The organism is Paenibacillus rhizoryzae (assembly GCF_059686995.1).
Genome location: NZ_JCAALT010000004.1, coordinates 276,634 through 302,888, shown reverse-complemented (window position 1 = coordinate 302,888; position 26,255 = coordinate 276,634). Strand labels below are relative to the sequence as shown.

The 26,255-nt window shown below is 52.2% G+C and carries 18 protein-coding genes; 15 read left to right on the top strand and 3 right to left on the bottom strand.

The genetic code is table 11. The features are described from left to right. The first annotated feature begins 43 nt into the window (after positions 1-43). The 14 genes from AC6ESO_RS13920 (at position 44) to AC6ESO_RS13855 (ending at position 21,619) form a co-directional block, all read left to right on the top strand. Positions 44-718: a tetratricopeptide repeat protein gene (locus AC6ESO_RS13920; RefSeq protein ID WP_497091861.1), complete on the top strand. Its 675-nt coding sequence runs from the start codon at positions 44-46 to the stop codon at positions 716-718. 169 nt (positions 719-887) lie between these two features. Next, positions 888-2,636 carry a sensor histidine kinase gene (locus tag AC6ESO_RS13915; protein ID WP_497091860.1) on the top strand — a complete coding sequence of 583 codons (1,749 nt, stop codon included), beginning with the start codon at positions 888-890 and terminating at the stop codon, positions 2,634-2,636. 164 nt (positions 2,637-2,800) lie between these two features. Beyond that, positions 2,801-4,405, top strand: coding sequence for an SWIM zinc finger family protein (locus tag AC6ESO_RS13910; RefSeq protein WP_497091859.1), 1,605 nt, complete (start codon positions 2,801-2,803; stop codon positions 4,403-4,405). Continuing rightward, the gene (locus AC6ESO_RS13905; RefSeq protein ID WP_497091858.1) at positions 4,402-7,332 is read left to right on the top strand and encodes a DEAD/DEAH box helicase; all 2,931 of its coding nucleotides are present in this window, start codon (positions 4,402-4,404) and stop codon (positions 7,330-7,332) included. The genes AC6ESO_RS13910 and AC6ESO_RS13905 overlap by 4 nt, the downstream gene beginning before the upstream one ends. Positions 7,333-7,404: 72 nt before the next feature. Next, entirely contained in the window at positions 7,405-7,800 is a 396-nt protein-coding gene (locus AC6ESO_RS13900; RefSeq protein ID WP_497091857.1) for a hypothetical protein, read from the top strand. 1,105 nt (positions 7,801-8,905) lie between these two features. After that, positions 8,906-9,883, top strand: coding sequence for an aldo/keto reductase (locus AC6ESO_RS13895; RefSeq protein ID WP_210655688.1), 978 nt, complete (start codon positions 8,906-8,908; stop codon positions 9,881-9,883). Positions 9,884-10,175: 292 nt separating this feature from the next. Further along, positions 10,176-11,549 carry an ABC transporter substrate-binding protein gene (locus AC6ESO_RS13890; protein WP_497091856.1) on the top strand — a complete coding sequence of 458 codons (1,374 nt, stop codon included), beginning with the start codon at positions 10,176-10,178 and terminating at the stop codon, positions 11,547-11,549. Positions 11,550-11,663: 114 nt separating this feature from the next. Then, positions 11,664-12,545 (top strand): carbohydrate ABC transporter permease, encoded by an 882-nt coding sequence (locus AC6ESO_RS13885; RefSeq protein ID WP_497091855.1) that lies wholly within the window; start codon positions 11,664-11,666, stop codon positions 12,543-12,545. Next, entirely contained in the window at positions 12,545-13,441 is an 897-nt protein-coding gene (locus tag AC6ESO_RS13880; RefSeq protein WP_497091854.1) for a carbohydrate ABC transporter permease, read from the top strand. Before AC6ESO_RS13885 ends, AC6ESO_RS13880 begins: the two co-directional genes overlap by 1 nt. Before the next feature lie 70 nt (positions 13,442-13,511). Next, entirely contained in the window at positions 13,512-15,326 is a 1,815-nt protein-coding gene (locus AC6ESO_RS13875; RefSeq protein WP_497091853.1) for a sensor histidine kinase, read from the top strand. Next, positions 15,323-16,993 (top strand): response regulator transcription factor, encoded by a 1,671-nt coding sequence (locus AC6ESO_RS13870; protein ID WP_497091852.1) that lies wholly within the window; start codon positions 15,323-15,325, stop codon positions 16,991-16,993. The genes AC6ESO_RS13875 and AC6ESO_RS13870 overlap by 4 nt, the downstream gene beginning before the upstream one ends. A gap of 21 nt (positions 16,994-17,014) precedes the next feature. Next, entirely contained in the window at positions 17,015-18,628 is a 1,614-nt protein-coding gene (locus tag AC6ESO_RS13865; RefSeq protein WP_497091851.1) for a glycoside hydrolase family 3 protein, read from the top strand. 705 nt (positions 18,629-19,333) lie between these two features. Further along, complete coding sequence (locus tag AC6ESO_RS13860; protein ID WP_497091850.1) at positions 19,334-20,632, top strand: phytoene desaturase family protein; 1,299 nt, start codon at positions 19,334-19,336, stop codon at positions 20,630-20,632. A gap of 18 nt (positions 20,633-20,650) precedes the next feature. Further along, positions 20,651-21,619: an RNA polymerase sigma-70 factor gene (locus tag AC6ESO_RS13855; RefSeq protein ID WP_497091849.1), complete on the top strand. Its 969-nt coding sequence runs from the start codon at positions 20,651-20,653 to the stop codon at positions 21,617-21,619. A gap of 24 nt (positions 21,620-21,643) precedes the next feature. Here the strand turns inward: AC6ESO_RS13855 and AC6ESO_RS13850 are convergent, their stop codons facing one another. From AC6ESO_RS13850 to AC6ESO_RS13840, 3 genes are all read right to left on the bottom strand, one after another. After that, positions 21,644-22,564 (bottom strand): ABC transporter permease, encoded by a 921-nt coding sequence (locus tag AC6ESO_RS13850; RefSeq protein ID WP_497091848.1) that lies wholly within the window; start codon positions 22,562-22,564, stop codon positions 21,644-21,646. After that, entirely contained in the window at positions 22,561-23,337 is a 777-nt protein-coding gene (locus tag AC6ESO_RS13845; RefSeq protein ID WP_497091847.1) for an ABC transporter ATP-binding protein, read from the bottom strand. The genes AC6ESO_RS13850 and AC6ESO_RS13845 overlap by 4 nt, the downstream gene beginning before the upstream one ends. Positions 23,338-23,418: 81 nt before the next feature. Next, a complete protein-coding gene (locus AC6ESO_RS13840; RefSeq protein WP_497091846.1) occupies positions 23,419-24,423 on the bottom strand; it encodes an ABC transporter substrate-binding protein in 1,005 nt (334 codons plus the stop codon). A gap of 202 nt (positions 24,424-24,625) precedes the next feature. On the opposite strand from AC6ESO_RS13840, the gene AC6ESO_RS13835 reads away from it, so the two are divergent. Beyond that, positions 24,626-26,245, top strand: coding sequence for a stalk domain-containing protein (locus AC6ESO_RS13835; RefSeq protein WP_497091845.1), 1,620 nt, complete (start codon positions 24,626-24,628; stop codon positions 26,243-26,245). Positions 26,246-26,255 lie beyond the last annotated feature (10 nt).

The following is a 26,255-nucleotide window of genomic DNA, read 5'->3' as shown; positions in this document are numbered from 1 at the left end:
ATGATGACAGCAATAAACCTTATCATGGTTAGCAGGAGGCAATATGGTTAAAATCTTACTTTTCGGCGTAATATGGTGGCTGACGGGCAGTCCGTTCCTTGCTGTTCTTGTCCTATTAGCCCTACTCTATGTACTGGACCGCAGATTCATCGGACTCACGCCGAGTTTCGTGAAGCCGCTGCGCAGATTCAGTACGATCAGACGGCTGCGCCAACAAATTATCATGAATCCAAACGATATTCCGGCCAAACACGAGCTCGCACGATTGCTGATTGAACGCAAACGATATAAAGAAGCGAAGGAATGGCTGATGCCGCTGCAGGATGCGCTGGAGCATTCCGCGGAATTCTGGGATGATCTAGGAGCTTCGCTTAGTCACCTTGGTGAAACGGATGCAGCCGAAGCGGCAATCGGCAATGCGCTTTCGATTAATCCGAGAGTCAAATACGGGACGCCTTACTTGCGGTTAGCGGCGATTTATGCCAAAACCAATCCGGAGAAGGCAATCGGACATTTGCAATCCTTCCGTGCCATACATTCTTCTTCCATCGAAGCTTACTATAAGCTGGCTCTGCTCTATACGCAGCTGGGAAGAACGGAGGATGCGAAGCAAACATTGGTAGAATGCGGGACGCTTTACCGAGCATTGCCTCGTTACAAGAAGCGGCAAGAGCGCAAATGGGCGCTTCTAGCATTTTTCAAAAGACTTTCTTCCTAAAAGAAGCGGTGTCAGCATGGACTTTCATGTGCTGAGCCGCTTTTTTGGCGTTAAAAGCCTCCATATTTAGTACGTCACACCCATTATTGTTCAATTCTTTCATTGTCACTCTCTATGAAATCGTAGATAATTGAAGGAAATCTCGAATTTGATCGGAGAGTCTGTCGAAATGCGGCGAAATGCGTGGCTTCTTGCCATTTTATTGATCGCGCTGTTACTTGGCGTAAATAATACCATCTATTATTTTACAACCAAAGATTCATTGGAAGATGGCCTCGAACACGAAATGGAATCCGTTGCAAAGCAAATTGAAATTTCCATTGAGCTGTCACGGGGCGGCGCAGAGAAATATCAAGAGCAAATCGGACGTGAGCTTCGTGCTGCCTCGATCGCTACTCAATTTGCACTAAATCCGGATGTTGAGAAAGTATCCAACTCGCAACTGGTGGAGCTTTCCAAGAAGCTGGATATGGTGGGCATCACGTTGCTCAAACGAACCAAGGACAATATCATCCTCTATAAATCGTCCAGTCCCAAACAGATCGGATATAAGACAAATACATGGAAACCTTGGTACCAAGCCTTTAACCAATTGTTCGATGAGCATAAGGTTACGATTGACTGGGGCCAGCATTTGACGAATTATTGGACAGGTCCATTTGAGTTTGCCACGACGGAAACCAGCTCCATTCAGAAATGGGGTTACTATTACGACGGCACAACCAATTATATGATCGATCCTTACATCAGCTACGACAGCAGACAGCATGATTACGATGATGCGACCGGCGTCGATAAGCTGATCTCGCAGACGCTCAAAGAGAATACATCGTTAAGCGAAATTACAATCATTAACCCGGAAACCTTTGGTGACGGCGAGAAAACAACCATTACCGATAATGGCGAGGTTCTGCAGCACATGACGCAAAATCCGATCATCAATGGAACGTATACGTTTACGAATCCTGATGATTTGGCTAACGTAAAATTGGCGAATGAGAAGAACATAAAGGTCTATCAAAATGCTGTCATTAACGGCAAGCATGTGATCAAGCTGTTTATTCCGGTAGATATTACGAATAAATCAGCCAGTATGCTGGATGAGAACGGTGAACCGCTCAATCGCTATGTCATCTCGCTTGTATCGGATTATGCGACCATTCAACATACGCTGGATAAGCAATTCGTCAATATTGCAATCATTATCGGCATCGTGACGGTGATTAGCTTGATTCTGGTCTATCTGTTCGTTTCTGCTTACCGCAAATCGCAAGATAAGCTGATTCGTAAGGCGCAAGAAACGTATTTGGATGAAATAAACGGTCTGTTCCAGTCGATTCGTTCCCAGCGACATGATTTCGCGAATCATGTACAAACCATTCACGCGCTTGCAGAGCTTGGCAAGACGGAGGAATTGAAGTCGTACGCGGCTGAATTAACCGGCGAGATCAGGGAACTAAACGATATTATCGATATCGGCAATCCGGCCATTGCAGCGCTTATTCGTGCGAAAGGCTTGCAGGCTGAACTGCTCAAGGTGGAATTCAAGTCGGATTTCAATGACATCAATAAGCTTGAGCTTGGGATGAAGTCGCTTGACATGACAAGGCTGCTCGGCAATTTGATCGATAATGCGTTTGATGAGGTGCTCAATTACGCGGAGGGCCAACGTTCGGTTCACATTGCGGCATCCCAGAAGACCGGTTATTATGAATTTGCCGTAAGCAACACCTGTTTGCGCGCAGCCGAGCTTGCGAATAAACCGTTATTCCAAGCAGGCTACACGTCGAAGAAGGGCAGTCATTCCGGACTTGGCCTGCACATCGTGAAGTCCATTGTCGATAAGTACAAAGGAGCCATTAACCTGGCCATAAATGAACCGAATACGGTGACATTTATCGTGAAAGTGCCTTATTAAGTTGCGATTTTACTGAAAATCATACTTGGCCTCTTGCTCGGACTTTCCGGTCCGGACAAGGGGCTTTTATTTTATTCTCATCATGTCTGTCCCAGTTCAAAGCGAAACCGTTTGTGAATGTGGTATAATGGTTGGAATGGTTATTGAGGAACGGGGGACGCATCGTGAGCACGTTTTTTCAATTGGATGAACAGCGGCTGCAGGCTTTGGAAACAGCTGTCGCAAGCAGCATCCCCCTTGAGGTGATGCAGCTTGGCTTTGATTATTACCGCCGGGAGAAGGTGCTTTCCGTTCAAGTGATGGAAGGAACCTCTGTATATGGAACCGTCAAGGATGCTGCAATTTTTGCCGTTACGCTCGACTGCGATGAATTTTCTTTTAGCACTTGTACTTGCCCGGTAAAAGGGTATTGCAAGCACATGGCTGCTGTCTTCTACGCTTATTATGAATACGCGGGAAGAAGTGCGGATGAGGTGCATAACCGCTTGTTATATGGTCGTGATCCAATGTTTGCGGAAGGTCAGCAAGGAGCCGGGGATAGGGCTCCGGCATCGGAAGTCGCTGCTGCAGCTAAGACAGGGCTCGAAGGAGACCCTCGTCTATGGCAGCAAGATATGGAAGCGAAGCACGGTGAAGTATGGCGGCAATGCAGACATTCTTTGCACCCGCTGCAGCCTGTATTGCAGGCGATCAAGGCGGTTTCGAAGAATTGGGACGAAGGGCTCAGAAGGCTGCACTGGATGCATGGCATTATTTTTGTCGTGGAGCAATCCGAGCGGGCTTATTCCCATACGGACAGCTACAGCCGTTACTATTATGAGATGGCTTTTGCGCGGATGACGGAGCCTTGGATCAATCACTACCATGAACTTGCAGGGGAGCTTACACCGGAAACAATGACGGACCTCGAGCGTGTCGGGGTCGAACAATTGCTTGAGCTGTTTCATGAACGGGAAATGGATCGGGAGCAGCAGCTTCACAGGTGGGAGGCGCTGTATTTCTCGATTTGGGGGCAGCTTGTACACGATTCCACTTGGACCGGCAAGGAGAAGCAATGGCTGGAGCATAAGCTGGCAGAGGAGAAAGGCGCGGGGCATGCGAGCTTCTTCGCTCCGATGGCTCTTGCTTATCTGGCTTATGCAGAGGACAACGACGATTATGCGATGGAGCTGCTGTCCAGAACCCAATTTAATCGGACGGCGCTGCTTGCCTGCGATTGTGCATTGCAGCGGCTGGAGGAGCGGAATTGGGCGAAGCTGGAGAACTGGATTCGGTATTTGTATGGCGGTTTATCGATCGAACGGAAATCCAAAGCGTTCGGACCGTTCTTGTCGATGTGCCGTTTGGCAGATCTTCAGCAGCCGGACAATCCGAGCTGGCAGCAGTATTTGGTTTCATTCCTGCCGTATTCCTATTCGGCGTTGACGGAGCATTGGCTGGATCGCAAGCATTATGAGAAATGGGCCGATTTGCAGCTGCTATTCGGCATCGAGCCCGATGAGATGGATATCCAATTGGTGCGGGAGATCAGCAAGGCTGCTCCACGCGTGCTGTACCCGCTGTATCATCAAGCGATTGACGGCGCGATTAGATCGCGTAATCGGCAAGGCTACAGGCAAGCAGTCAAGCTGATGAAGAAGCTCGAGAAGCTGTACAAAGCGGAGGAGCACGGCGATAAATGGAGCCGCTATGTGGATGGTATCGTACGAAAGCATGGGCGCCTGCGCGCGCTGCAGGAAGAGCTTTGGAGGGGTAAAATCATCACATGAGAGGTTACACAGGTACTGAAACGGTCGTCGTTGACGGATTTTGGAATGAGGGCGAAGGCCTGGTGCTGGCAGCTGGGCATGTCGCTGGACTAACGCTTCGTCTGCGCCGCCTTCTCTTCGCTTGGCACGAGGCTTCTTGGTTTGGTGCAGAGATTGAGGAACGTACGGACGAGCGGCTCAAACGGACCGAGCTGCCGTTGTCGCCGGCGATTGCGATGGATTATTTATCTTCTCCGCGGCCGGTCAGGCTGCTTCAGGTGGAATGGACCGATAGGCTGGAGATACTGGCCAAGCTTGCTATGATGATGCGCGAGGCGCTGCTCCACGGCTGGTTCTCGCCGGATTGGTCGCGCTGGCGGGCTGAAGCGAGAGCTTGGCGCCTGGATGTGCCGCGAGATGAAGAGAACACGCGTATGGCGTGGAAACAGCTTGCAGCGCAGCTTGAGGAGCAAGGCGATAGCGGTGCGATACAAGGGTGGCTGACCGGCATTGTGGAAGAGTTGATTGCTTCCGATGATTCGGTAGGCGCTGCTTGGCGCAACGCCGCTTCGCAGGCCGGTGAAGGCGCGCTTATGATGAAAGCGGCCGATGAGGACGATTGGCTTGTTTCCATCGGCATGAAGCAGGACAATGCGCCGTTTCGTACCGCATTGCAGCTGCTGGAGCCGAGCGATGGGCATGGCTGGCGGCTTCGCCCGGCCGTTCGTGACCGCGAAGATGGCGGACGCTGGATGACGCTTGCGCTTAATGAAGCGGCTGGAGCACGGAGCGAAGAGCGGTTTGTGCTGCCGGCGGATGCTCCGGAAGCGTGGCGGGAGCATTTTGCCGAGCGTATGCGCAAGGAAGAGATGAAATGGGCTGCTGCGCTGCCGGAATGGACGCGATCGGAAGAGGGGCTGGGCGATCGTGAAGATGCGGGTCTCATCCGTATTGAGCTGAACGATGCGCAGGCGTATGCATTTCTGGAGCAGGAGAGCGTGAAGCTGCTTGCGGCAGGCTGCTCTGTCCTGCTGCCATCTTGGTGGGAGGCGGCGCGTAACCGCCGCATGAAGCTGAAAGCCAAAGTGAAATCGTCTGTCGGCTCTGCCGAGCAGTCGATGTTCGGCCTTCAGCAAATCGTTGATTTTGATTGGAAGCTTGCCGTAGGCAATGTCGATATGACGGAAGCGGAGTTCATGAAGCTGGCATCCGAGAACCGCAGACTGATGCAAGTTGGCGGCGAATGGGTGCATCTGGACCCGGGCGATATGGAGCGGCTGCGCAAGTGGTTGAAGAAGAATGGCGGCAAGCGCGGCTTAACGATGCGCGATGTGATGGAGATGCATCTGCGCGGCGGGGCAGAGCTGGAGCCGGAGGATGAGCTTCAAGAAGCGTTAACAGCCGAAATCGAGCTGAATGAGCATTTGGCGACTTGGATCGGGCAGCTCAATGAGTCGGCGGACTTGCCGCTTGTTGAAACGCCGGATGCGTTCCAAGGCGAGCTTCGCCATTATCAACTGCAAGGGGTATCGTGGCTTGCGTTTCTGCGGAAATTCGGACTTGGCGGCTGCTTAGCGGATGATATGGGTCTTGGCAAAACGATTCAGTTTACGGCGTATTTGCAGCATGTACTGGAGCATGGTAGCTTTGGGCCTTCGCTGCTCATTTGCCCGACGTCGGTTATCGGCAACTGGGAGAAGGAGCTGGAACGGTTCGCACCGGAGCTTCGCGTGATGGTGCATTATGGACCGAAACGTATGCGCGGCGAGGAGTTTGCGGCGGAAGCGACGGCGGTTGACCTTGTCATTACCTCGTATACGCTAGCTCCAATTGATGAGGAAGAGCTTGGCGCTGTTTCATGGGATGTTCTTTGTCTCGACGAAGCGCAGAATATTAAGAACTACTATACGAAGCAATCCTCCGCGATTCGCGGGTTCTCCGCGCATCACCGGGTTGCACTAACAGGTACGCCGATGGAGAATCGGTTGACGGAGCTTTGGTCGCTGTATGATTTCACAAATCCGGGTTATCTTGGGACGTTGACTGAATTCCGCAAAGCCGTTGTGCTTCCGATCGAGAAGGAGCGCGACGAGGCGCTTATTGCAGAGCTGCAGCGCTGGGTGAAGCCTTTCATGCTGCGGAGGCTTAAGAAAGATCCTGCCATTGCGCTTGCCCTGCCGGAGAAAAATGAGATGCGTACCTATTTGTCGCTGACCGTGGAGCAAGGTGCGCTATATGAGAATATTGTGTCTGAACTGATGAATCAGCTGGAGGCAGTCGGTGCGCTGCAGCGCCGGGGAATCATTCTCTCCGCGCTTACTCGCTTGAAGCAGGTATGCGATCATCCGAGCTTATTATTGAAGGAAGATCGCACGCTGTTCCCTTCCGCATGGGATGTCGATCGCTCCAACAAAGTGCTGCGCGTGCTTGAGATGGTGGAGGAGATTGCGGCGGAAGGCGAGCGCTGTTTGATTTTCACGCAGTATGTGGAGATGGGCTCTACGCTCAAGCGGCTCATTGAAGAACGGCTGGGCATTCCGACGCCGTATCTGTACGGAGCAGTGCCGAAGGCGGAACGCGATCAGATGATCGAGCGATTCCAAAATGAATCGGAGCCGGGCTGCGCATTCGTCCTCTCGCTGAAAGCCGGCGGCACCGGACTTAACTTGACGGCGGCGAACCATGTGATCCATTTCGACAGATGGTGGAACCCCGCAGTGGAGAACCAAGCGACAGACCGCGCATTCCGGATTGGCCAAAAACGCAATGTGCAGGTGCACAAATACGTGACGCTGGGCACACTGGAAGAGCGAATCGACGACATGATTACGCGGAAGCAGATGCTCAATGATCAAGTCGTAAGCCAATCGGAGAATTGGATTACCGAGATGTCGACTGATGAGCTGCGCGAGCTGTTCTCGCTACGTAAGCATCGGCTCAAGGGCTAAGCGATAATGAAGTGAAGAGTGTACAGCAACCGATGGAAGCTAAGCGATAGTAAGTGAGGTGCAAGGCAACCGATGGAAGAATGGACGGATAATCAGGTTCATGATGGTGAAGTAGAGGTTAGTCAGGCAGCGTTGGCGGCTGAGGTAGATGCAGCGGAGGCGAGCGATGCCACCTCCGAGGCAGTGACCGCAGATGCTGAGGTACGTGGGAAGGAAGATGCAGTGCGTGTGAGTGGCGCTGGCGCTGGCACTGGCACTGGCGTAGCAATAAAGGCTACTTCGCCTGCGGTTGATGTATCGCAGCGAACGAGCCGCCTCCATTTAAGCGGCCAACTGGCGGAAGCTTCGCCGGCAGCGGGCCAAGGCACGCCGGAAAGCGTGATCGGGCCAGCCGAGGCCGCGCCGCACTGGCGCGACTTTTACGGCGCGATTCGAACCGCAATTCAGGGGATGCGTGGTGGTGAGTAGTCTCACCACTTGCTATAGGTGATAGAGAAGACGGCGATGATGGTCATCGCCGTCTTTTTTGTACCCCGATAGATGAAGGGGAATGGTTACCGTACATTTGCATATCCCCCTCCTAAACAGGCTCAAGAGAGGTACCAGTTTCCGCTCATGAGCCTGTTTTTGCGTTTTTTTCTCCAAGAGAGGTAATAGGTACCTCTTTCCAATGCCGGAGAATATGGGGATGGGAGGAAGTAGCTAGTCTAGGGATCTAGATCAGCGGCAAAGTGGGGGAATAAGCGAAAGTAGCTCATCTAGGGATCTACATTAGTGGGAAAGTGGGTTAAGGAGAGAAAGAAGCTCAACCAGGGATCTTCATTGGCTGAAGCTCGGAGTAACAAACAACCGTCACAGATGCTCGATAGACAAAGTAGCTCACCTAGGGATCTACATCAGCGGTAAAGTGGGGGGAATGGGCGAAAGTAGCTTACCTAGGGTTCTACATTGGCGTGAATGTAGGGGAATGGGCGAAAGTAGCTCACATAGGGATCTACATTAGCATGAAAGTGGGGGAATGGGCGAAAGTAGCTCATCTAGGGATATAAATTGCCAGGAAAGTGGGGGATAGGCGAAAGTAGCTCACCTAGGGATCTACATTGGCGTGAATGTGGGGGAATGGGCGAAAGAAGCTTGACTAGGGATCTACATTGGCGTGAATGTAGGGGAATGGGCGAAAGTAGCTTACCTAGGGATCTACATTGGCGTGAATGTGGGGGAATGGGCGAAAGTAGCTTACCTAGGGATCTACATTGTCGCACATGCGCAGCAATCGCCGGATACAAGTAGATGTGTAGCTCTAGGAGCCACACATGCGCGGCAATCGCCGGATACGAGCAGATGTGTAGCTCTGGGAGCGACACATGCGCGGCAATCGCTGAACCTCAGCGTATGTGTAGCTCTGGGAGCCACACATACGCAACAATCGCCGATGCAGCGGCGCCTTCCCCAGCGCCAGGCCTCCAAACTAAACAGCAACTTCATTTTTCTTTCCTCGGCAATTTCTTTATAATAGGAAAGGGACTTATTTCCTTATCTCATTCATACATGGAAGAGGAGCTGTGAAATCAAGATGAAGTACACCTATTTGGGACGTTCTGGTTTGAAGGTTAGCCGCTTGTGCTTGGGAACGATGAATTTCGGAGTCGATACGGACGAGCAGGAAGCGTTTCGGATTATGGATGCGGCGCTCGATGCGGGCATCAACTTCTTTGACACGGCGAATATTTACGGTTGGGGCGAGAATGCCGGCCGTACGGAGGAAATCATCGGCCGTTGGTTCGCACAAGGCGGCGGACGCCGCGAGCGTACCGTGCTAGCTACGAAATTCTACGGCGATATGAGTAATAAGAATGACGGACCAAACCGCGATGGCGGCTTGTCTGCTTATAAGCTTCGCCGTCACCTGGAAGCCTCTCTTCAACGACTGCAAACGGATCATATCGAACTGTATCAAATGCATCACGTTGATCGCAATGTCAGCTGGGACGAGCTATGGCCTGCATTCCAAGCCGCTCAAACACAAGGTCAAATCGGCTACGTTGGCGCGAGCAACTTTGCCGGCTGGGATCTTGCCGTTGCGCAAGGCGAAGCAAAAGCTCGCGGTATACTCGGACTTGTGTCGGAGCAACATAAATATAACCTTCTTTGCCGCTTGCCGGAGCTGGAAGTATTGCCAGCTGCACAAGGACTAGGCATCGGCGTCATCCCATGGAGTCCGCTTGATGGCGGCCTGCTGGCTGGTAACGTCCGCCGCGGCGGCGCTGGCAAACGCAGCGGAGACCTTAAGCGCATCGAGCAGCATGCCGCTCAGCTTGAAGCTTACGGCGCGCTTTGCGATGAGCTTGGCGAACGCGAGGATGTCGTTTCGCTGGCATGGCTGCTTTCGAACCCAGCCGTAACAGCACCAATCATCGGCGTGCGTACGGCCGAGCAGTTCGAAAGCTCCTTGCGCGCAGTTGAGCTAGAGCTGGACGAGTCGACATTGAAACGGATCGATGAGATTTTCCCAGGACCAGGCGGAGAAGCGCCACGCGCGTACGCTTGGTAGTCTGTAACTGACTCTATCTGGTTGTCAGTAACCCATCTCTAATTTTCACTTTTAACGCCTAGAGTGTCATGTATGCTTACATCAAGGATACAATTCTCTGATTGAAAACGCTGCCCACAGGATTTTTACCTCCTGTGGGTCGTTTATTATTATCCCTTCCTCACATGCCCGCCCAAAAGTATCCCAAGCTCGTTGTAATTTCGACCTCTTGCGTTCTTTCTGCTCCATCTATAATTCAAAGTGTAAGGAAGAGCGCTAACAAATATACGATTACACATTGGGAGGTCTTTAAATGAAAAAAGGATTTACAGTCGCAGCCGTGACACTCATGTCGGCATCTCTTGTACTTTCCGCATGCGGTTCCAAAGACGACAACAACACAAACAATACAGCGACTAACGCTGGGTCTACTAATACGACGAATAATGGTTCAACAAACGAAACGCCGGCAGCGAAGGACGTTACGCTTTCCCTGCGTCATACACAAATTAAAGAAACAAGCAAAGTGCGTCTGAAAATTTTGCAAGACGTTGTAGCCAAAACAGAACAAGAAAACGCAGGCCTGAAATTCGAACTCGAAGGCATCGACGAAGTGGTAAACCGCGATCAGAAGCTGAAAGCGGAAATGGCAGCAGGCAACCCACCCGATATCTTTGAAGTATTCGGCGGCGCGGACCTGAACCTGTATGTAAAAGCGGGCCGCATGCTCGATCTGACGCCGATCATCGAAGAGCTTGGTATCAAGGACAAGTTCGCAAGCTTGGATGAGTTCACTGTAGACGGTAAAGTGTACGGCCTGCCATTCGGCGGTTACAGCGAAGGCGTGTTCTACAACAAGAAGATGTTCGCAGATTATGGCCTCGAAGTTCCTAAAACATTCGCAGATCTGATCAAAGTATCCGACGCTGTAAAAGCAAAAGGCAAAACGCCATTCGCGCTTGCGGCAAAAGACGGCTGGGTTAACGGTATGTTGTGGAACACGGTGATGGAGCGTCACGTTGGCATCGATGCGTTCAGCAAATTGGTGACTGGCGAGGCAAAATGGACAGATCCTGATTTCGTAGCAGGTTTCGCGGACTACGCAACATTGGTTAACAACGATTACTTCACGAAAGGTGCACTTGGCTTGCCATACGCAGAGCAAGGCGCGCAATTCCTGAAGGGCGACGCAGCTATGGTCTTCACGGGAAGCTGGGATGCGAACCGCTTTACAGGCGACGAAGCAGGCGACCTGAAAGGCAACATCGGGTACTTCTCCTTCCCGTCCATCGACGGCGGTAAAGGCGACCAATCTTCGATCAATGCGTCCTACTCCAACGGTTTCGGCTTCTCGTCGAACCTGAACGACGATCAAAAAGAAGCCGTGAAGAAATTCATCGCTAACTTCTTCAACGAAGAAATCCAAAAACGTACGCTTCTTGAAGACAAAGTACTTCCTTCCATGAAGCTGTCCGACCTGTCCGGCGTAGATCCGCTGATCTCTGACGTTCTGAACGTAATGGGCGGCGCATCGACTTCTTGGAAAGCATTCGACGCTATCGTACAACCGAGCGTTGGCGCCGATGTAGGCGTAGGTCTGCAAGAGCTGATCGGCAAAGTGAAGAAGCCGGAAGAAGTAGCAGCGAAAATCCAAGAGTCCCAAGACAAAGCAAACGCACAAAAATAAGCGCTTAAGCAGCGGCAACGCAGCTAAGCAAACACAACTTGTATGATGGATGGAGGGTGTCCTGCCGTAACAGGCACCCTCTTTTTATACGCCTAACCTGCTAGGAGGATCCCGATGAATCAAGCGCTGAGAAACCCATGGACATATCTGGCTTTTATCGTCCCAACACTAATGCTCTACGGTCTGTTCTTTATCTATCCGGTCATTGTGTCTTTCATTTATGGCTTTTATCAATGGGATGGCATTTCCGAGAAAGTATTTATCGGTATCGACAACTTTACAAGATTGATTCACGACGAAGTATTCTTGAAATCGCTCGGCAACAACTTCTATTTCATGGCTTTTTCCCTTATCGTCAATATCCCGCTCGTGTTTCTTATCGCCATTATGGTAAGCAAAGCAAGACGCATGCGCGGCTTCTATAAATCAGCAGTTTTCGTACCCGTTGTGATCTCCACGGCAACAGTCGCTATTCTGTTCGGCGTATTGTACAACTATGAATCCGGAATGATCAACCAAGTATTGCGCTCGATTGGCGGCGAAAGCTGGGCAAGAGAATGGCTCTCCGACCCACACCTGGCGATGATCTCGATTCTGATCGCGAACGCTTGGCAGAACATTGGTTTCTTCATTGTGCTTTGTCTTGCCGCCATTCTGAATATCCCGAAGGAAATCGGCGAGGCTGCAAAGATCGACGGGGTCAACGCTTGGAGCGAAACCTGGAGAATCACCTTGCCGCTCGTACGTCCGATTCTATTCGTTATGCTGCTGCTAACGGTGTCCGGTACATTAAAAGTGCTTGATATTGTGCAAATTATGACCAATGGCGGACCATTCCAGTCTACTGAGGTTATGTCTACTTATGCGCTCAAAATCGGCTTCCGCTCCTTGGAGCTTGGCTATGGCAGTTCAATCGGTGTAGCGATGTTTATTCTAATCCTAGCGATGACGGCTATCTTGCAGCGCGTATCGAAATCCGAGGAGGTGCAGTACTAATGGATCGCGTCCTAACAAACGGCAAAATCACACCATCGAACGAAGCGGCCCATAAACTGCACCGTTCGAACAAACTACGCAATAGCCAGTGGCCGCTGCATGTATCGCTTTGGGTGTACGTCATTGTCATCCTTTTCCCGCTGCTCTGGCTGCTCCTGTCCTCATTCAAGACGAATCGGGAGATTACGGTTAACACATGGGCATTGCCATCCAAGTTTAACTTCGATAATTACAAGGCTGCATGGGAAAGCGCGCATATCGGCGTGTATGCTCTTAACAGTCTTTATGTAACGGTTGCTGCGTGTTTGCTCACGATTGTGCTTTCATCGGCAACAGCTTTTGCTTTGTCCCGGATGAAATACAAAGTGCTGAGCAAACGCGTTTACGGCTTTATTCTCATGGGCTTGCTCGTGCCTCCGGGCGCGCTGTTCATTCCGCTGTACCGTTTGGTGAATGATCTGAATCTCTACGATACGCATCAGGCGCTCATTTTGGTATACTGCACTTATGCATTGCCAATTACAATCTTCATTCTGCATGCGTTCATGCAATCTGTTCCATCCGAGCTTGAAGAAGCCGGCATTATGGACGGGCTAAGTGCTGCGGGATTGTTCGCCAGAGTGATTATACCGGTGTCGATGCCGGCGCTCGTTACGGTCTTCATCCTTGCGTTCATCGGCAACTGGAACGAATATATACTCTCCCAGCTGCTCGTCACGACAGAATCGCTGCGTACGCTGCCAACCGGTATGGCTACCTTCAATGACGGCTATCGGACGAATTTTGCATCGCTCTCCGCGGCAGTCATTATCAGCATCATTCCGGTGCTGCTCGTGTACATGTTCCTGCAGCGTCAAATTATTGACGGGATGACAGCGGGCAGCGTGAAGGGCTAGGCTTCGCACATACATTGGGTGCGGACTCGCTCGTTTGAGGCTATAGCTGAAATGATAAAGGAGCCGTCCCATGAATCTGCGTCCGAAGCTGCTGCTCGCTTTTATAGGTTTGATTGTTGCACCGCTTATATTTCTAGGCATCGTATCCTTTCTCAATTCGGAGCAGCTGCTGGAGAAGAAATACAGTGAGCAAACGGAGATTACGCTCAAAGCGGTGGGCGGCAATATCCGTTATTTCTTCCGGGAGCTCGATCAGCTCAGTGATATCAGCGTTACGAACGCAACCGTTCAAGATGCGCTGCGCAGCTCCCGCAATTCGGTCAATGATGCAAGCAGGCTAATCGCAATCAGCCAATATGAGAAGTCGCTCGGGAAGCTGCTGTGGCAAAATCCGGCGCTCAGCATGGTGATGCTTTACGGCGCGGACGGGACGATGTTCCGTTCTTATCGTAATGATCCGACTACATTCAAGAACATCACTTACGATATGTTGAAGAACCATGCCATCTTTCCGGAAATAAAGCGGTATAACGGCCGGCCCATGTGGATCGGTCCTTACGAGCAGCCGGGGCTAACCGGCACCGGCGCTGCTTTATTTACGCAGCTGCGCATTGTACGGGACATGGATACGTTCAACGAATCCGGTGTTATGGTGACCCAAGTGAAGACCGATGAGGTCGACAACATGCTGCAGGATTTTACGCTAACAGGCGAACAAGAGACGCAGACGCGTTATTTGATCATCAATAACGGCGGTCTGGTCATGCTGGATAGCAAGCACGAATTAGAGGGAAGATACGCTCAAAATCAAACGCAGCTTCAATTGCAGCACACGCAGCGCTATGTAAGCTCTCGCACCATGTTCAATCATGAGGATTCTCTCGTATCGGCGTATAACCTCGACCGCAGCGGGTGGATCCTTATTTCCGTCAAATCGTGGGAGTCGCTAACGAGCGAGAATGTGCGTTTCGTGCAGTGGATTGGCGGGATTACGCTGTTATGTTTGATTTTTGCGATTCTATTTAATATCTTCTTCGTTAGTCGGGTAGCCAAATCGATTATTCGGGTGGTTCGCAAAATGCGCCTCGTTGAACAGGGCATGATGGACACCCGCGTTCCGGCAAAAGGCAAGGACGAAACCGTACTCCTAGCCCGCAGCTTTAACAGCATGGTGGAGACGATCGGCCGACTGCTGAGCGAGATCCGTACAGAGCAGGAACGGAAACAGCGTGCCGAAATGATGCTGATGCAAGCGCAGATCAAGCCGCATTTTCTATTTAATACGCTGGAGTCGATCAATGCGCTGGCAGCCCAGAACGAAGGCGGCAAAATCATGCAGATGGTGCGCAGATTGAGCATTCTCCTGCGAACGAGCATGCATCATTCGGAGATTATTACGGTGCGCCAAGAGATTGAACATGTACGCAGCTATCTGGAGATTCAGAAATACCGGTTCGAGGATGTATTCAGCTATGACCTGGCAATCCCGGATGAGGCGCTCGATTTTACCATTTTGAAGCTGTCTCTGCAGCCGCTTGTCGAGAACAGCATCCAGCACGGATTCGAAGGGCTTGAGCATGTTGGCGAAATTTCGATCTCGGTTCATCTGGAAGAAGGGTTGGTCATCTTCACCGTTTCCGATAACGGAATCGGCATGAATGAGGCGGCGTTGAAACGGATTAACGGACTGAGCCGCGAAGAAGAGCGGGATCTGGATCTGAACGTTGCCGAGCAAGGCGAGAGACGAGGGCTTGGACTTCGCAGCGTCGCGGATCGGCTGCGCATTCATTATGGATCGCCATACGGTTTGCTCCTGTGCAGCCAGGAGGGGTACGGCACCATTATCCGAATTAAGATCCCACGGAACAGAGGTGAACGGATATGAACGGAAAAGTGCTGCTTGTCGATGACGAACAACATATTACTCGAAACCTAGAGAAGGTTATCCCTTGGAGTATGCTTGGGCTTGAAATCATAGGTACGGCAAAGAACGGTGTAGAGGCATTGGAGCTGCTGCAGAAGGAGCCTGCGGATTTAATACTTTGTGACATCCGGATGCCGGTCATGGATGGACTTGAGCTCGTCAGGCAGATTCGGGAGCGGAGAATGGCTTGCGATATTATTATGCTCTCGGGTTATCAGGACTTCTCGTATACGAGGTCTGCGATTCAGTATGGGGTGAAGGATTATATCCTCAAACCGATTCCTTATGATGAATTGACAGGGGTTATTGCCCGTGTCATGTCGGAGCAGCGCAATAAGCGGCAGCAGGTCAAGGAAGAGCAGCGCAAGCTGGGTCGGATGATTGATTTGGCGAACGAAAAGATTTTGTATGATGTACTGATGGATTATACGGATATTACCCCGGACAACTGGCTGATGGCCGGACAGGAGCAGCTGCTCGGGGAGCCTCAATATACGCTGCTCGTGCTTGATATCGATGCCGGTTCAGCAGATGCGAGGGACTGGCGTGAATGGCCGGACAAAGAGCGCAAGATCTGGAATTTTGCCGTATGTAACGTGCTTCGTGAGACGCTCCAGCTGGCAGGTCTTCAGCAAGCCGTCATCCAAATGCGAGATGGCGAATGGTGCGTCTTGATCCATGGCGAGAAGGCTGTGAATAACGGAGACGGTTCTCCCGACGCCCGTGAGCTGCAGGTGAGGCAGTGGGCTGACATGCTGCTTGCTTCCGTTCGTAATAATGCCAAGCTCCAGCTGCATGCGGGCATTTATGATAAAGTGGCGGCGATGAATGAGCTTTCCTCTGCTTATAAAACAGTGCAGCGAGGTATGCAGCTGTCTATCGAATCGGTGCCGATCGCTGTATACAGCAGCGAGCTTACAGGCGGTTTTGATCCCGGGCGCACGCTATGGGATATAGCGGAGCGGCTGATCGGTGCGATGAAGCGCGGCGATGCGGCCGGCGTGGATGAAGAGCAGAAGCGGCTGGCGGAGCAGCTGCATAAAGCGGGCGGCAGCGCGGAAGGCCGGCTGAAGCCGATGCTGCATTTTCTGGCGCTGCATCTGATGCGGGAGCTGAAGGAAGCGGACTTGCTGCCGCGTGAGCAGGAAGAAGCGATGTGGCGCAAGATGGATTTGCATTTTGGCGTGAAGGATTTGTTTGCGGCGATTCGGCAGGCTTCCAGCGAAGGCGTCGCTCGTTCGACGGACAAACGCAAGCACTCCGAGCGGCAGATGACCGATGCGAAGCAGTTCATGGACCGTCATCTGTTCCGCGATCTCAGCGTGGAAGAGGCAGCTACATATGTCGGGTTGTCGACCTCGCATTTCAGCTTGCTGTTTAAGCAAACGTATGGTGAAACCTTCATCGAATATATTACGCGTCAGCGGATGGAGACTGCCAAGTCGCTGCTGCTTGAAACGCCGAAGAGCGTCGCGCAAATTGCCAAGGAAGTCGGTTATGCGGAGCGGCGGTATTTTACAAAAGTGTTTATGAAGTATGCGGGGCAGAAACCGACGGACTACCGAATGGCAGTTCAGGGGGGCGGAGCGCTGTTAGCGGTCTCCGAGGAATCTGAGGACGAGCATTAACGGGAGAGGTGCGATCGAATCATGGGAGAGCAAGTGCGGGTTGATTGGGGACAATTTAGTTTGCGGGAGAAAATCGGACAGCTGTTTGTGTTCGGATTCCACGGCCATGAGCCGTCTCCAGAGATTGAAGCGCTAATTGGGGACTACGGCGTTGGCGGCATCATCTATTTCACGCGTAACATCGTGGATGCGAAGCAGGTGCATGCGCTGTCTTCCGGTTTGATGGCTTCGGCTGAGCGTTCGGGCAGATCGCCGATGTTTATTGCGGTGGATCAAGAAGGCGGCATGGTGTCGCGTCTAGTGAAAGGCGTTACGCTGATGCCGGGCAATATGGCATTAGGCGCAGCGGGTTCTGCCGGAGGCGTATTCGAATCGGCGGCGATGTGCGGGGAGCAGCTTCGCGCACTCGGCATCAATTTGAACTATGCGCCATGCATCGACGTGAACAATAACCCGGACAATCCGGTTATTAACGTTCGCTCGTATAGCGACCGACCGGAGGTTGTCGGTGAGCTTGGTTTGGCGGCTGTTCGTGGTTACCAGCGGTCGCGCGTGTCGGCGACTGTGAAGCATTTTCCGGGACATGGCGACACAAGCGTCGATTCGCACCGGGATTTGCCTGTACTGCCGCATGACCGGGAGCGGCTGGATGCGATTGAGCTGGTGCCGTTCAAGATGGCAGCCGGCGAGACGGATATGATCATGACGGCACATGTTTGTTTGCCTGCGCTTGACCCGTCAGGCGTACCTTCGACGTTATCGCAGCCTGTATTGACAGGTTTGCTGCGCGAGGAGCTGGGGTATGAAGGCGTCATCGTGACGGACTGCTTGGAGATGAATGCCATCGACAAGTTCTATGGTCCGGAGCGCGGCGCTGTGATGGCGCTGCAGGCAGGCGCGGATATGGTGCTGATTTGCCACACGGCGGCGAAGCAGCGTGCGGCCATTGAAGCGGTCATTGCCGCGGTTGAAAGCGGCGAGCTGACCGAGGCGCGCATCGATGCTTCGTTGGCGCGCATCATGCGCTTGAAGGAGCAGCGCGCGGTAGGCGAGGCGCTTGCGCCATGGGCGGAGGTTGAGCCGACGCTGGATACGCCGGACCAACAGGCCGCTGCGCGTCACTGGAGCGCGGCTTCCGCGACGCTTGTGAAGAACGAGCGCGGCTTGCTGCCGCTGCGGCGCGAAGCGAAGACGCTCGTGCTCTGGCCTGAGATCGTGACCGTGTCGGAAGCAGACGAGCTGCTGACCGACGACGGTACACTCGGCGCCCGACTCGCGGCGCGCATGCCGCATGTAGCGGAGCGGCGCGTAAGCGATGCCGATGCGCTGCATGATCTTGCGGCGTTCGAGCAGATCGTGTTCGTGAGCTACGACGCGGCGAAGCACGCGGACGAGCGCGAGCTCGCGGCGCGGCTGCTCGCGGAAGCGGGAGATCGCACGGTTGCGGTATCTGTCCGCAACCCGCTCGATCTGCTCGCGTACCCGGACGTATCGGCGTTCCTCGCCGTATACGAATGCCGTCCACTCGCGCTGGAATCCGCCGCGGGTGCGCTGCTCGGCGAGTTCACGCCGACAGGCCGACTGCCGCTGACCCTGTCAGCGCAGTACCCGTTCGGCTGGCGCTGGGGCGAGTAGGATTTTGATAGTTGAGAGAGCTGCACCGGCCTTGGGCCGGTGTGGCTTTTTTTATTTGTGTTGCTGGGGAAGCAACACATTATCTTGAAAGTAACCAAATGAGCGAAAGAGTAGCACTAGGAGCAACACATCATCGGGAAAAGTAGCCAAATGAGAGAAAGAGTAGCACCAGGGGTGAAACATCGTCGAAAAGTGGCGGAATGAGAAAAAGAGTAGCTCCATGAGCAACACATTGTCTTAAAAGTAACCAAACGAGAGCAAGAGTAGCACTAGGAGCAACACATTGTTGGAAAAGTGGAGGAATGAGAGAAAGAGTAGCTCCACGAGCAACACATAATCTTGAAAGTAGCCAAATGAGCGAAATAGTAGGACTAAGAGCAACACAAGAGTAAGAGAGGTACCATGTACCTCAGATGAGCAGATATGCGGCGAAACGAGACAAAGAGAGGTATTAGGTACCTCACACGAGCAGATTATCGGCGAAATGAGAGTAAGAGAGGTACCAGTTACCGCACACGAGATAGAAAATCCAGTGGTTATCACAAAAGTAGCTCTCCCAGAGATCTACATGAGCGAAAAACCAGCGAATTCGTCATAAGAAGCTCTCCCAGAGATCTACATGAGATCTACCGCTCATTTTTTTCCCCAACCCTGTCACAAAACCCCCATCTCCCCCGCCTTAACTAATGAAAGCAATCAGGGAGGGTGACAATATTGAATAAAACCTATGACACAGCCGTGATCGGCGGCGGATTGGCCGGATTCATCGCAGCGATAAAGGTGGCGCAGAGCGGCCGCTCTGTCGTGCTGCTGGAGAAGTCGAGCCGCTTCGGGGGCCGGGCGATGACGAACCACAATAACGGCGTTTATCTCAATTTAGGTGGGCATGCGCTATATAAAGCGGGCCGCGCAAATCGTGTTCTGCAGGAGCTGGGCATACGGGTGGAAGGCGGAAAGCCTTCTGCCAAAATGAACGCGATCTGGAACAATCAGCTCGTCCCGATGGGGGCCGATCCGATTGGCATGCTGAAGACGAAGCTGCTCACTTGGTCCAGCAAAATGCAGCTTATGCGTCTGTTGGTCAAATTGACGCGATTAAACGCAACGAACCTCCCCACATCGAGCATTCGGGAATGGGCGGAGCGCGAAGTGCAGGATCCGATGGTGAGGCATGTATTCTACGCGCTGTGCAGGACAGCGACGTATGCATTTGATCCGGATCACCAGCTTGCCGGGCCGGCGTTGGGACAAATTCAGCGGTCGCTCAAAGGAGTAGTCTATCTGCATAAAGGCTGGCAGACGATCGTGGATCAACTGCGTAACCAAGCGCAGCAGATAGGCGTGCACATCGAAGCGGGCAAGTCGGTGAAGGAAATCACGCATCAAGAAGGTAGTGTGACGGGCCTTCTACTAGGCGATGGGGAACTGATAACTACTACTAATGTGATCAGCACAGCCTCCCCTTCCGAAACGTATAAACTTGTGTCCGGAGCCGATGCGACGGTATTAAAACAATGGAAAACAGAAGCCGTCGCTTCCATGGCGGCCTGCCTGGACATCGGACTGAAGAAGCTGCCGGTCAAAGAGCATGAATTTGCGCTCGGCCTCGATCAGCCGATCTTCTTCTCCAATCATTCGGCGCATGCCACAATGAGCGATAACGGTGCGGTTGTGGTCCATTTGATCAAATATAACGGTCCCGGCGAAAGCGATCCAAAGGCGGATGAGCAGCAACTGCTGCAAACGATGAACTGGCTGCAGCCGGGCTGGGAGAACGAAGTTCTCGCCAAGCAATTTCTGCCTAATATTACGGTTACGCACGGTTATCCGCGCATCGGTCAGAAGTCCAAGAACATCGGTCCGGCTGTTTCCGAAATTCAAGGCTTATATGTCGCAGGAGACTGGGCCGGCCATGGCGAATTGCTTGCTGATGCATCGGCCGCAAGCGCCGTTAGAGCAGCGGAAGCAATCGCGCATTCACGAAGTTTGGCTGCTGCAAGGTAACAACTGGGAGGTGCGAACATGAACACAGAATCTAGCGATGGAGCATCGTCAGCGGAGGATTATACGACCTACCGGCCGCTCCTGTTTTCATTAGCTTACCGGATGCTCGGCAGCGTAATGGATGCGGAGGATGTGGTGCAGGAGGCTTTTCTGTACATGAGCATGAAGAAGCCCGAGCATGTCAGCAGCATGAAGGCGTATTTATGCAAAATCGTCACGAACCGCTGCATCGATCTGCTGCGTTCATCTCGCAAGAAGCGGGAAGTCTACGTTGGTCCGTGGCTGCCGGAGCCGCTTGTCCGAGATTCTTCGCTATCTTCCGAAGAGCCGGATGACCGCTATCTTCAGAAGGAATCGATATCAACGGCATACTTGCTCTTACTTCAGCAGCTTTCTTGGGTGGAACGCGCTGTATTTCTGCTGCGCGAAGTGCTGCAGTACGAGTATGACGAGATTGCAGAGATTGTAGGCAAGAGCAGCGCGAATTGCCGGCAAATTTTCCGCAGAGCCAAGGTTGCCATCAGTCGAATACCAGAGCAAGATGATGAGTTGAAATCATCGCTGCAAACGACTCCAATCGCACAACAGCAGCCATCACAGCCGCCGGTCACCGAGAAAACAGCAACAATCGTAGAGCAGTTCGTGCAAGCCCTGATGACTGGGAATATGGGGCAATTGCTCAGCGTTGTCCATGCGGATGCCGTTCTCTACTCGGATGGCGGCGGTAAGGTGAAAGCAGCGATTCGTCCGATTGTGGGCTCCGAGCGCATTGCGGCATTCTTCTTCGGCCTGCTTGCTAAGCTGCCCCAAGATTATACCTACACCTTGTCCGAGGTGAACGGAGAAACCGGCATTGTCGGATACGATAGTCATGGACAGCCGAATAACGTGCATTCTTTTGCGATTGCAAATGGCCAAATCTCATCGATCTATGTTGTCGTCAATCCCGATAAACTGAAACATATAGCACCTGCCGCAGACCAGTAGACCTACCGGTGCAGCCCGAACCCATTATCGTCTTCTATTGATAATTCTGGATTCAATGGCTGCTACGATTTGGTACATGATGGTTGCAAAAGCAGCAATGATAAACAAGCTAGCAAGGACAAGGGTAAAGTTAAACACTTGGAAGCCATAAATAATTAAGTAACCCAGCCCTTCCTTGGCTACCAGAAATTCGCCTACAATAACCCCGACCCAGGCCAGACCGACATTTACTTTAAGCGTCGACACGATAGCGGGGAAGGAAGCGGGCAGAATGACTTTGCTGTACGATTGTGTTTTTGTCGCGCCGAACACCTTCACTACTTTCACATAGTTGGCGTCAACCTCATGGAAGGCGTTATAGATGACCAAAGTCGTAATGATGACGGTTATCGAAAGAATGGTTGCAATGATGGAGAGTATGCCGGAGCCGAGTGCCACGATGAACAGCGGACCGAGCGCTACCTTAGGTAAGGAATTCAGCACGACAAGATACGGATCGAGAACGCGAGCCAGAAAAGGACTCCACCAGATGATCGTTGCAATCAGCAGGCCGCATAACGTTCCTAGTGCAAAACCGGCCGCCGTTTCCCCCACCGTAACACCAATATGAGGCAGCAGCGACCCATCCATTGCTTTCGTGTACAATAGCTTAATGATTTTGCTAGGGTAACTGAACAGGAAGACATCGATCAGCCGAGCTCTCCCCGCATACTCCCAAGAGCCGAGGAAGAGGGCAAGCAGCAATACCTGGGTGATGTGAACAATGAGCTTCTCTTTATTTCTTGCTCGTTTGAATGCCTTATAGATGAGCTGCGGATCGACATTGCTCCGCGGTTCTTTGTTTTGTTCGATTCCAGATTGCTTCGATCCAGACTTCTCCGATCCAGACTGTTCTGATCCGAATGGTTCATTCCCCGATTTGTCGTTCCCCATCGGTGTATTCATCTCCTTCTCTCCAACGCTTCGAACTCCTTCCGCACAATCCGAAACCACTCCTGAAACCCGTCTTGCTCACGCGCGGCAGTGGGCGTCATTTCCGCCAAATAAGCAGGGATGGCAATCTCGCTCTTGATCCGTCCCGGATTTGGCGCAAGCACAATCACTCTGTCGCTCATGGCGATTGCCTCGGCGATATCGTGGGTGACGAGCAGCGAGGTTTTGCGGCGGGCTTTAAGCGTTTGGGAGATCAAGTTCTCGAGCTGCAGCTTCGTTTGAAAATCAAGCGACGAGAACGGTTCATCCAGAAACAAAATATCCGGTTCCGTAGCAAGCGTACGAGCAAGCGCCGCGCGCTGCCGCATGCCGCCTGACAGTTCAGCCGGATATTTGCCGGCAGACTGGCCAAGTCCCAGCTCTTCCAACAGATGAAGGGCGAACTCTTTCTTCTCGCGAGTGAGCTTGCCCATGATTTCCAGACCAATGGTTACATTCTCGCGAATCGTCCGCCACGGAAATAGAAAGTCCTGCTGCAGCATATAGCCGATCTTCGACGTCGGACCTGTGACGGGCTGCCCGAGGATCGAAACCTCCCCTTCGGTTGGAGGAATGAGGCCGGCGATGATGGATAGCAGCGTTGTTTTGCCGCAGCCGCTTGGACCGACGAGGGAGACAAATTCGCCGCTCCTGATCGATAATGCAATCCGATCCAGAGCAAGCGATGCACCTTTCTCATTGACGTACACATGCGTAACATCCTTTACTTCCACGACAGGAATCACAGCGGACACTCCTTCCCTGCGCTTGAAGAGGCCGCACGCAGGCGGCCTGTCTTTCAAGTCTTTCAGTCCTTCAAATCCTCGTTACTTCACATTCTTAATCGCTTGTTCCGCAAACGTATTGTTAACCAGCTTGCCGTAATCTGCCGGAGCATCCAGCTCGCCGGCCGATTTCATCACATCCTGCAGATTGGCCCATTCGGTTTCATCGATGATGGGGTCAGTTGCATAAGAGCCTTGGTCTTTATACCGCTTCACAACGCCGCGGATCAGCTCAATGTCCGTGTCCGGGAAGAATGGCGCGACGGCATCGGCGATTTCATTTACACTATGCTCTTGCACCCATTTTTGCCCTTTGTGAACCGCATTCGTAAACTTCTGGACCGTATCCGGATTGTCATCGATGTAGCTTTGTTTGGTCATGAACACGGTGTAAGGCAGATGGCCGCTCTCCGTACCGAATGACGCAACGACATATCCTTTGCCTTGCTGCTCGATCATGGTAGCAGATGGCTCGAAGAGCTGAACGTAATCGCCTGTACCCGATGTGAAGGCCGGTACGATGTTGGCGAACTCCACATTTTGAATAAGCTCGAGGTCTCTCTGCGGATCGATGCCGTGTTTCTTGAGCGTGAATTCACCTGCCATTTGCGGCATGCCGCCTTTGCGTTGACCGAGGAATTTGGACCCCTTTAGCATGTTCCAATCGAAATTGTCGACCTTGCTGCGGGAGATGAGGAAGGTGCCGTCGGTTTGCGTTAATTGTGCGAAGTTAATGACCGGATCTTCCGAGCCCTGAAGCGATACATAGATGGATGTTTCGGAGCCTACGAGTGCTACATCAATGTTGTTGCTGAGCAGTGCCGTCATCGTTTTATCTCCGCCCGGCGTTGTGGTCAACTCTACGTCCAGCCCTTCATCTTTGAAAAAGCCATTCGTAATAGCGACGTACTGCGGTGCATAGAAAATAGAACGTGTCACTTCACCGATTCGAACCTTGGTCGGTTCCGACTTTTTCCCGCCGCAGCCTGCCAGCAGAAGCGCTAAGCTGATTGCAATGACCGAAAGCCTCATCATACTTTTTCTCATGTAAACCCCTCCATAGACTTTCTGCAAACACGCCGGGGGCAGCTTGCCGTGCAGAAAAAATAAGTATGTTCTCATGCTATGCCGGTGCCCAGAAACGGTGCGTATAAATGGGATTGATTGGATTATTTATGGAAGGGATTGGACGGTTACTGTCGAATTATGGGATATAAGGTGACAAACATTTTGAAGGGATGAATGGAAAATGAGAAGGCGGAATCAAGCCGGAAGGTTATCGGTGCTTGCAATGGCATGGGCAACGGTGTTCCTTCTGGCAGCCGTAATACAAACGCCGGTCAGTGCAGCGGCAGCCCCGGTATCGCAGAAGAATGCAACAGCAATTGTGGTAGTCATCGATGGCAAGCCGCTCCAATTATCGACAGCAGCCCCGCTTATGTACAAAGGCAGTCTCATGCTGCCAATGAAATCGATTATGGATGCGCTGGGTGTCCAAACGGCGGTCAAGCTGGGCAGAATCGATTTGACGAGCGGATCGACCAAATGGAGCGCACATGTGAACGACACGATGCTTCAAACCGCTAAGCAGAATATTCGGCTAAGTCAGGCTCCGGTTATATTGAACGGACGTCTATACGTCTCGGCAAGGCTGGTTTCGATCGTGAGCGGGAAGAACGTGAGCTACGATTCGAAGCAGCAGAAGGTTGTCATCGGATATAGCGAAGCCGATTTGAAAATCTATCAACGCACGCTGTTTGAAGCTGCAATGAGCGGAGACGCTGCGACGATTGAGCGGATGCTGGATCGCGGCGTCGACCCGAATCTCAAGCTGGTCAGTATGTTCGGGAATAATGTTCCGATTGAATATACGGTGTTGAGGAACAGTACGGAAGGGACGCGAGTACTGCTGGAGCATGGTGCGGATGTCAAGCTTTCGTCGAGGGATTTGGTGTCGGAGGCGATATTGAACCAGAATGCCGAGCTGTTAGACCTCCTACTTCCGCAAGGATATAACGTGAATAAAGCGAACCGCGACGGTTATACCTATTTGGATTCCGCATCCGGTGTAATCGGTCGGTCCAGCAATGAAAGCCTATATGTGAACCAATATCCGAAAGTCGAGATCGTGCAGACCCTGCTCGCACATGGTGCTGATCCCGGCCTTGATAACTCCCTGTATGCAGCCATTCAGTGGTCGAGCTATCCCATTGTTCAGCTGCTTCTCAAAGCCGGCGCCGATCCCTACAAGGAAAATCTGAATCACGATACGCCTTATCGTATGGCTGCTTCTCTCGGCACGACCAAATGGTTAACGATTCAAGAGAAACAGCCACTTATTCCAGAGCTGCGCATCGTCGACGCTCAGGGAACTCCGGTTGAGAGCGGTACACTCTATGTGCAGTCCGCCGAAGGCAAATTCGACCGCGACCGCTGGGTGAACTGGGAAGGACTCACCGCATATGCGGACTTGCCTGACGGACTCTATACCATTGTAAGTGTCAGGAGTTACCGTACGACCAGTGTACTGAATAGGCAGATTCGTGTGCAGAACGGACAGTTTGAGAACGAGACGCTGCAGCTGCAGAAACCGAATGTGACCGGAACGGCTGTATTCGAGAACGCATCCGTTAATCGGTCCGGCCAGGTGAACATTTATAATGACCATAACAGTTACATTTGCGACGTCGTTTTGAACAACGGGAAATTCGAGCTCTTCCTGCCGCCGGGGACGTACAGCTTCGGCCAATACTTCGACTTTACCGGTGAAACGTATGCGGCTAAAGGAACATTGACCGTTCCCGCAGAGGGTTCCATCACGGCTAATTTAACCGTGTCTGCGAGCAAGTACGTGTATCCGCAGAACTAAGCGAAACCTT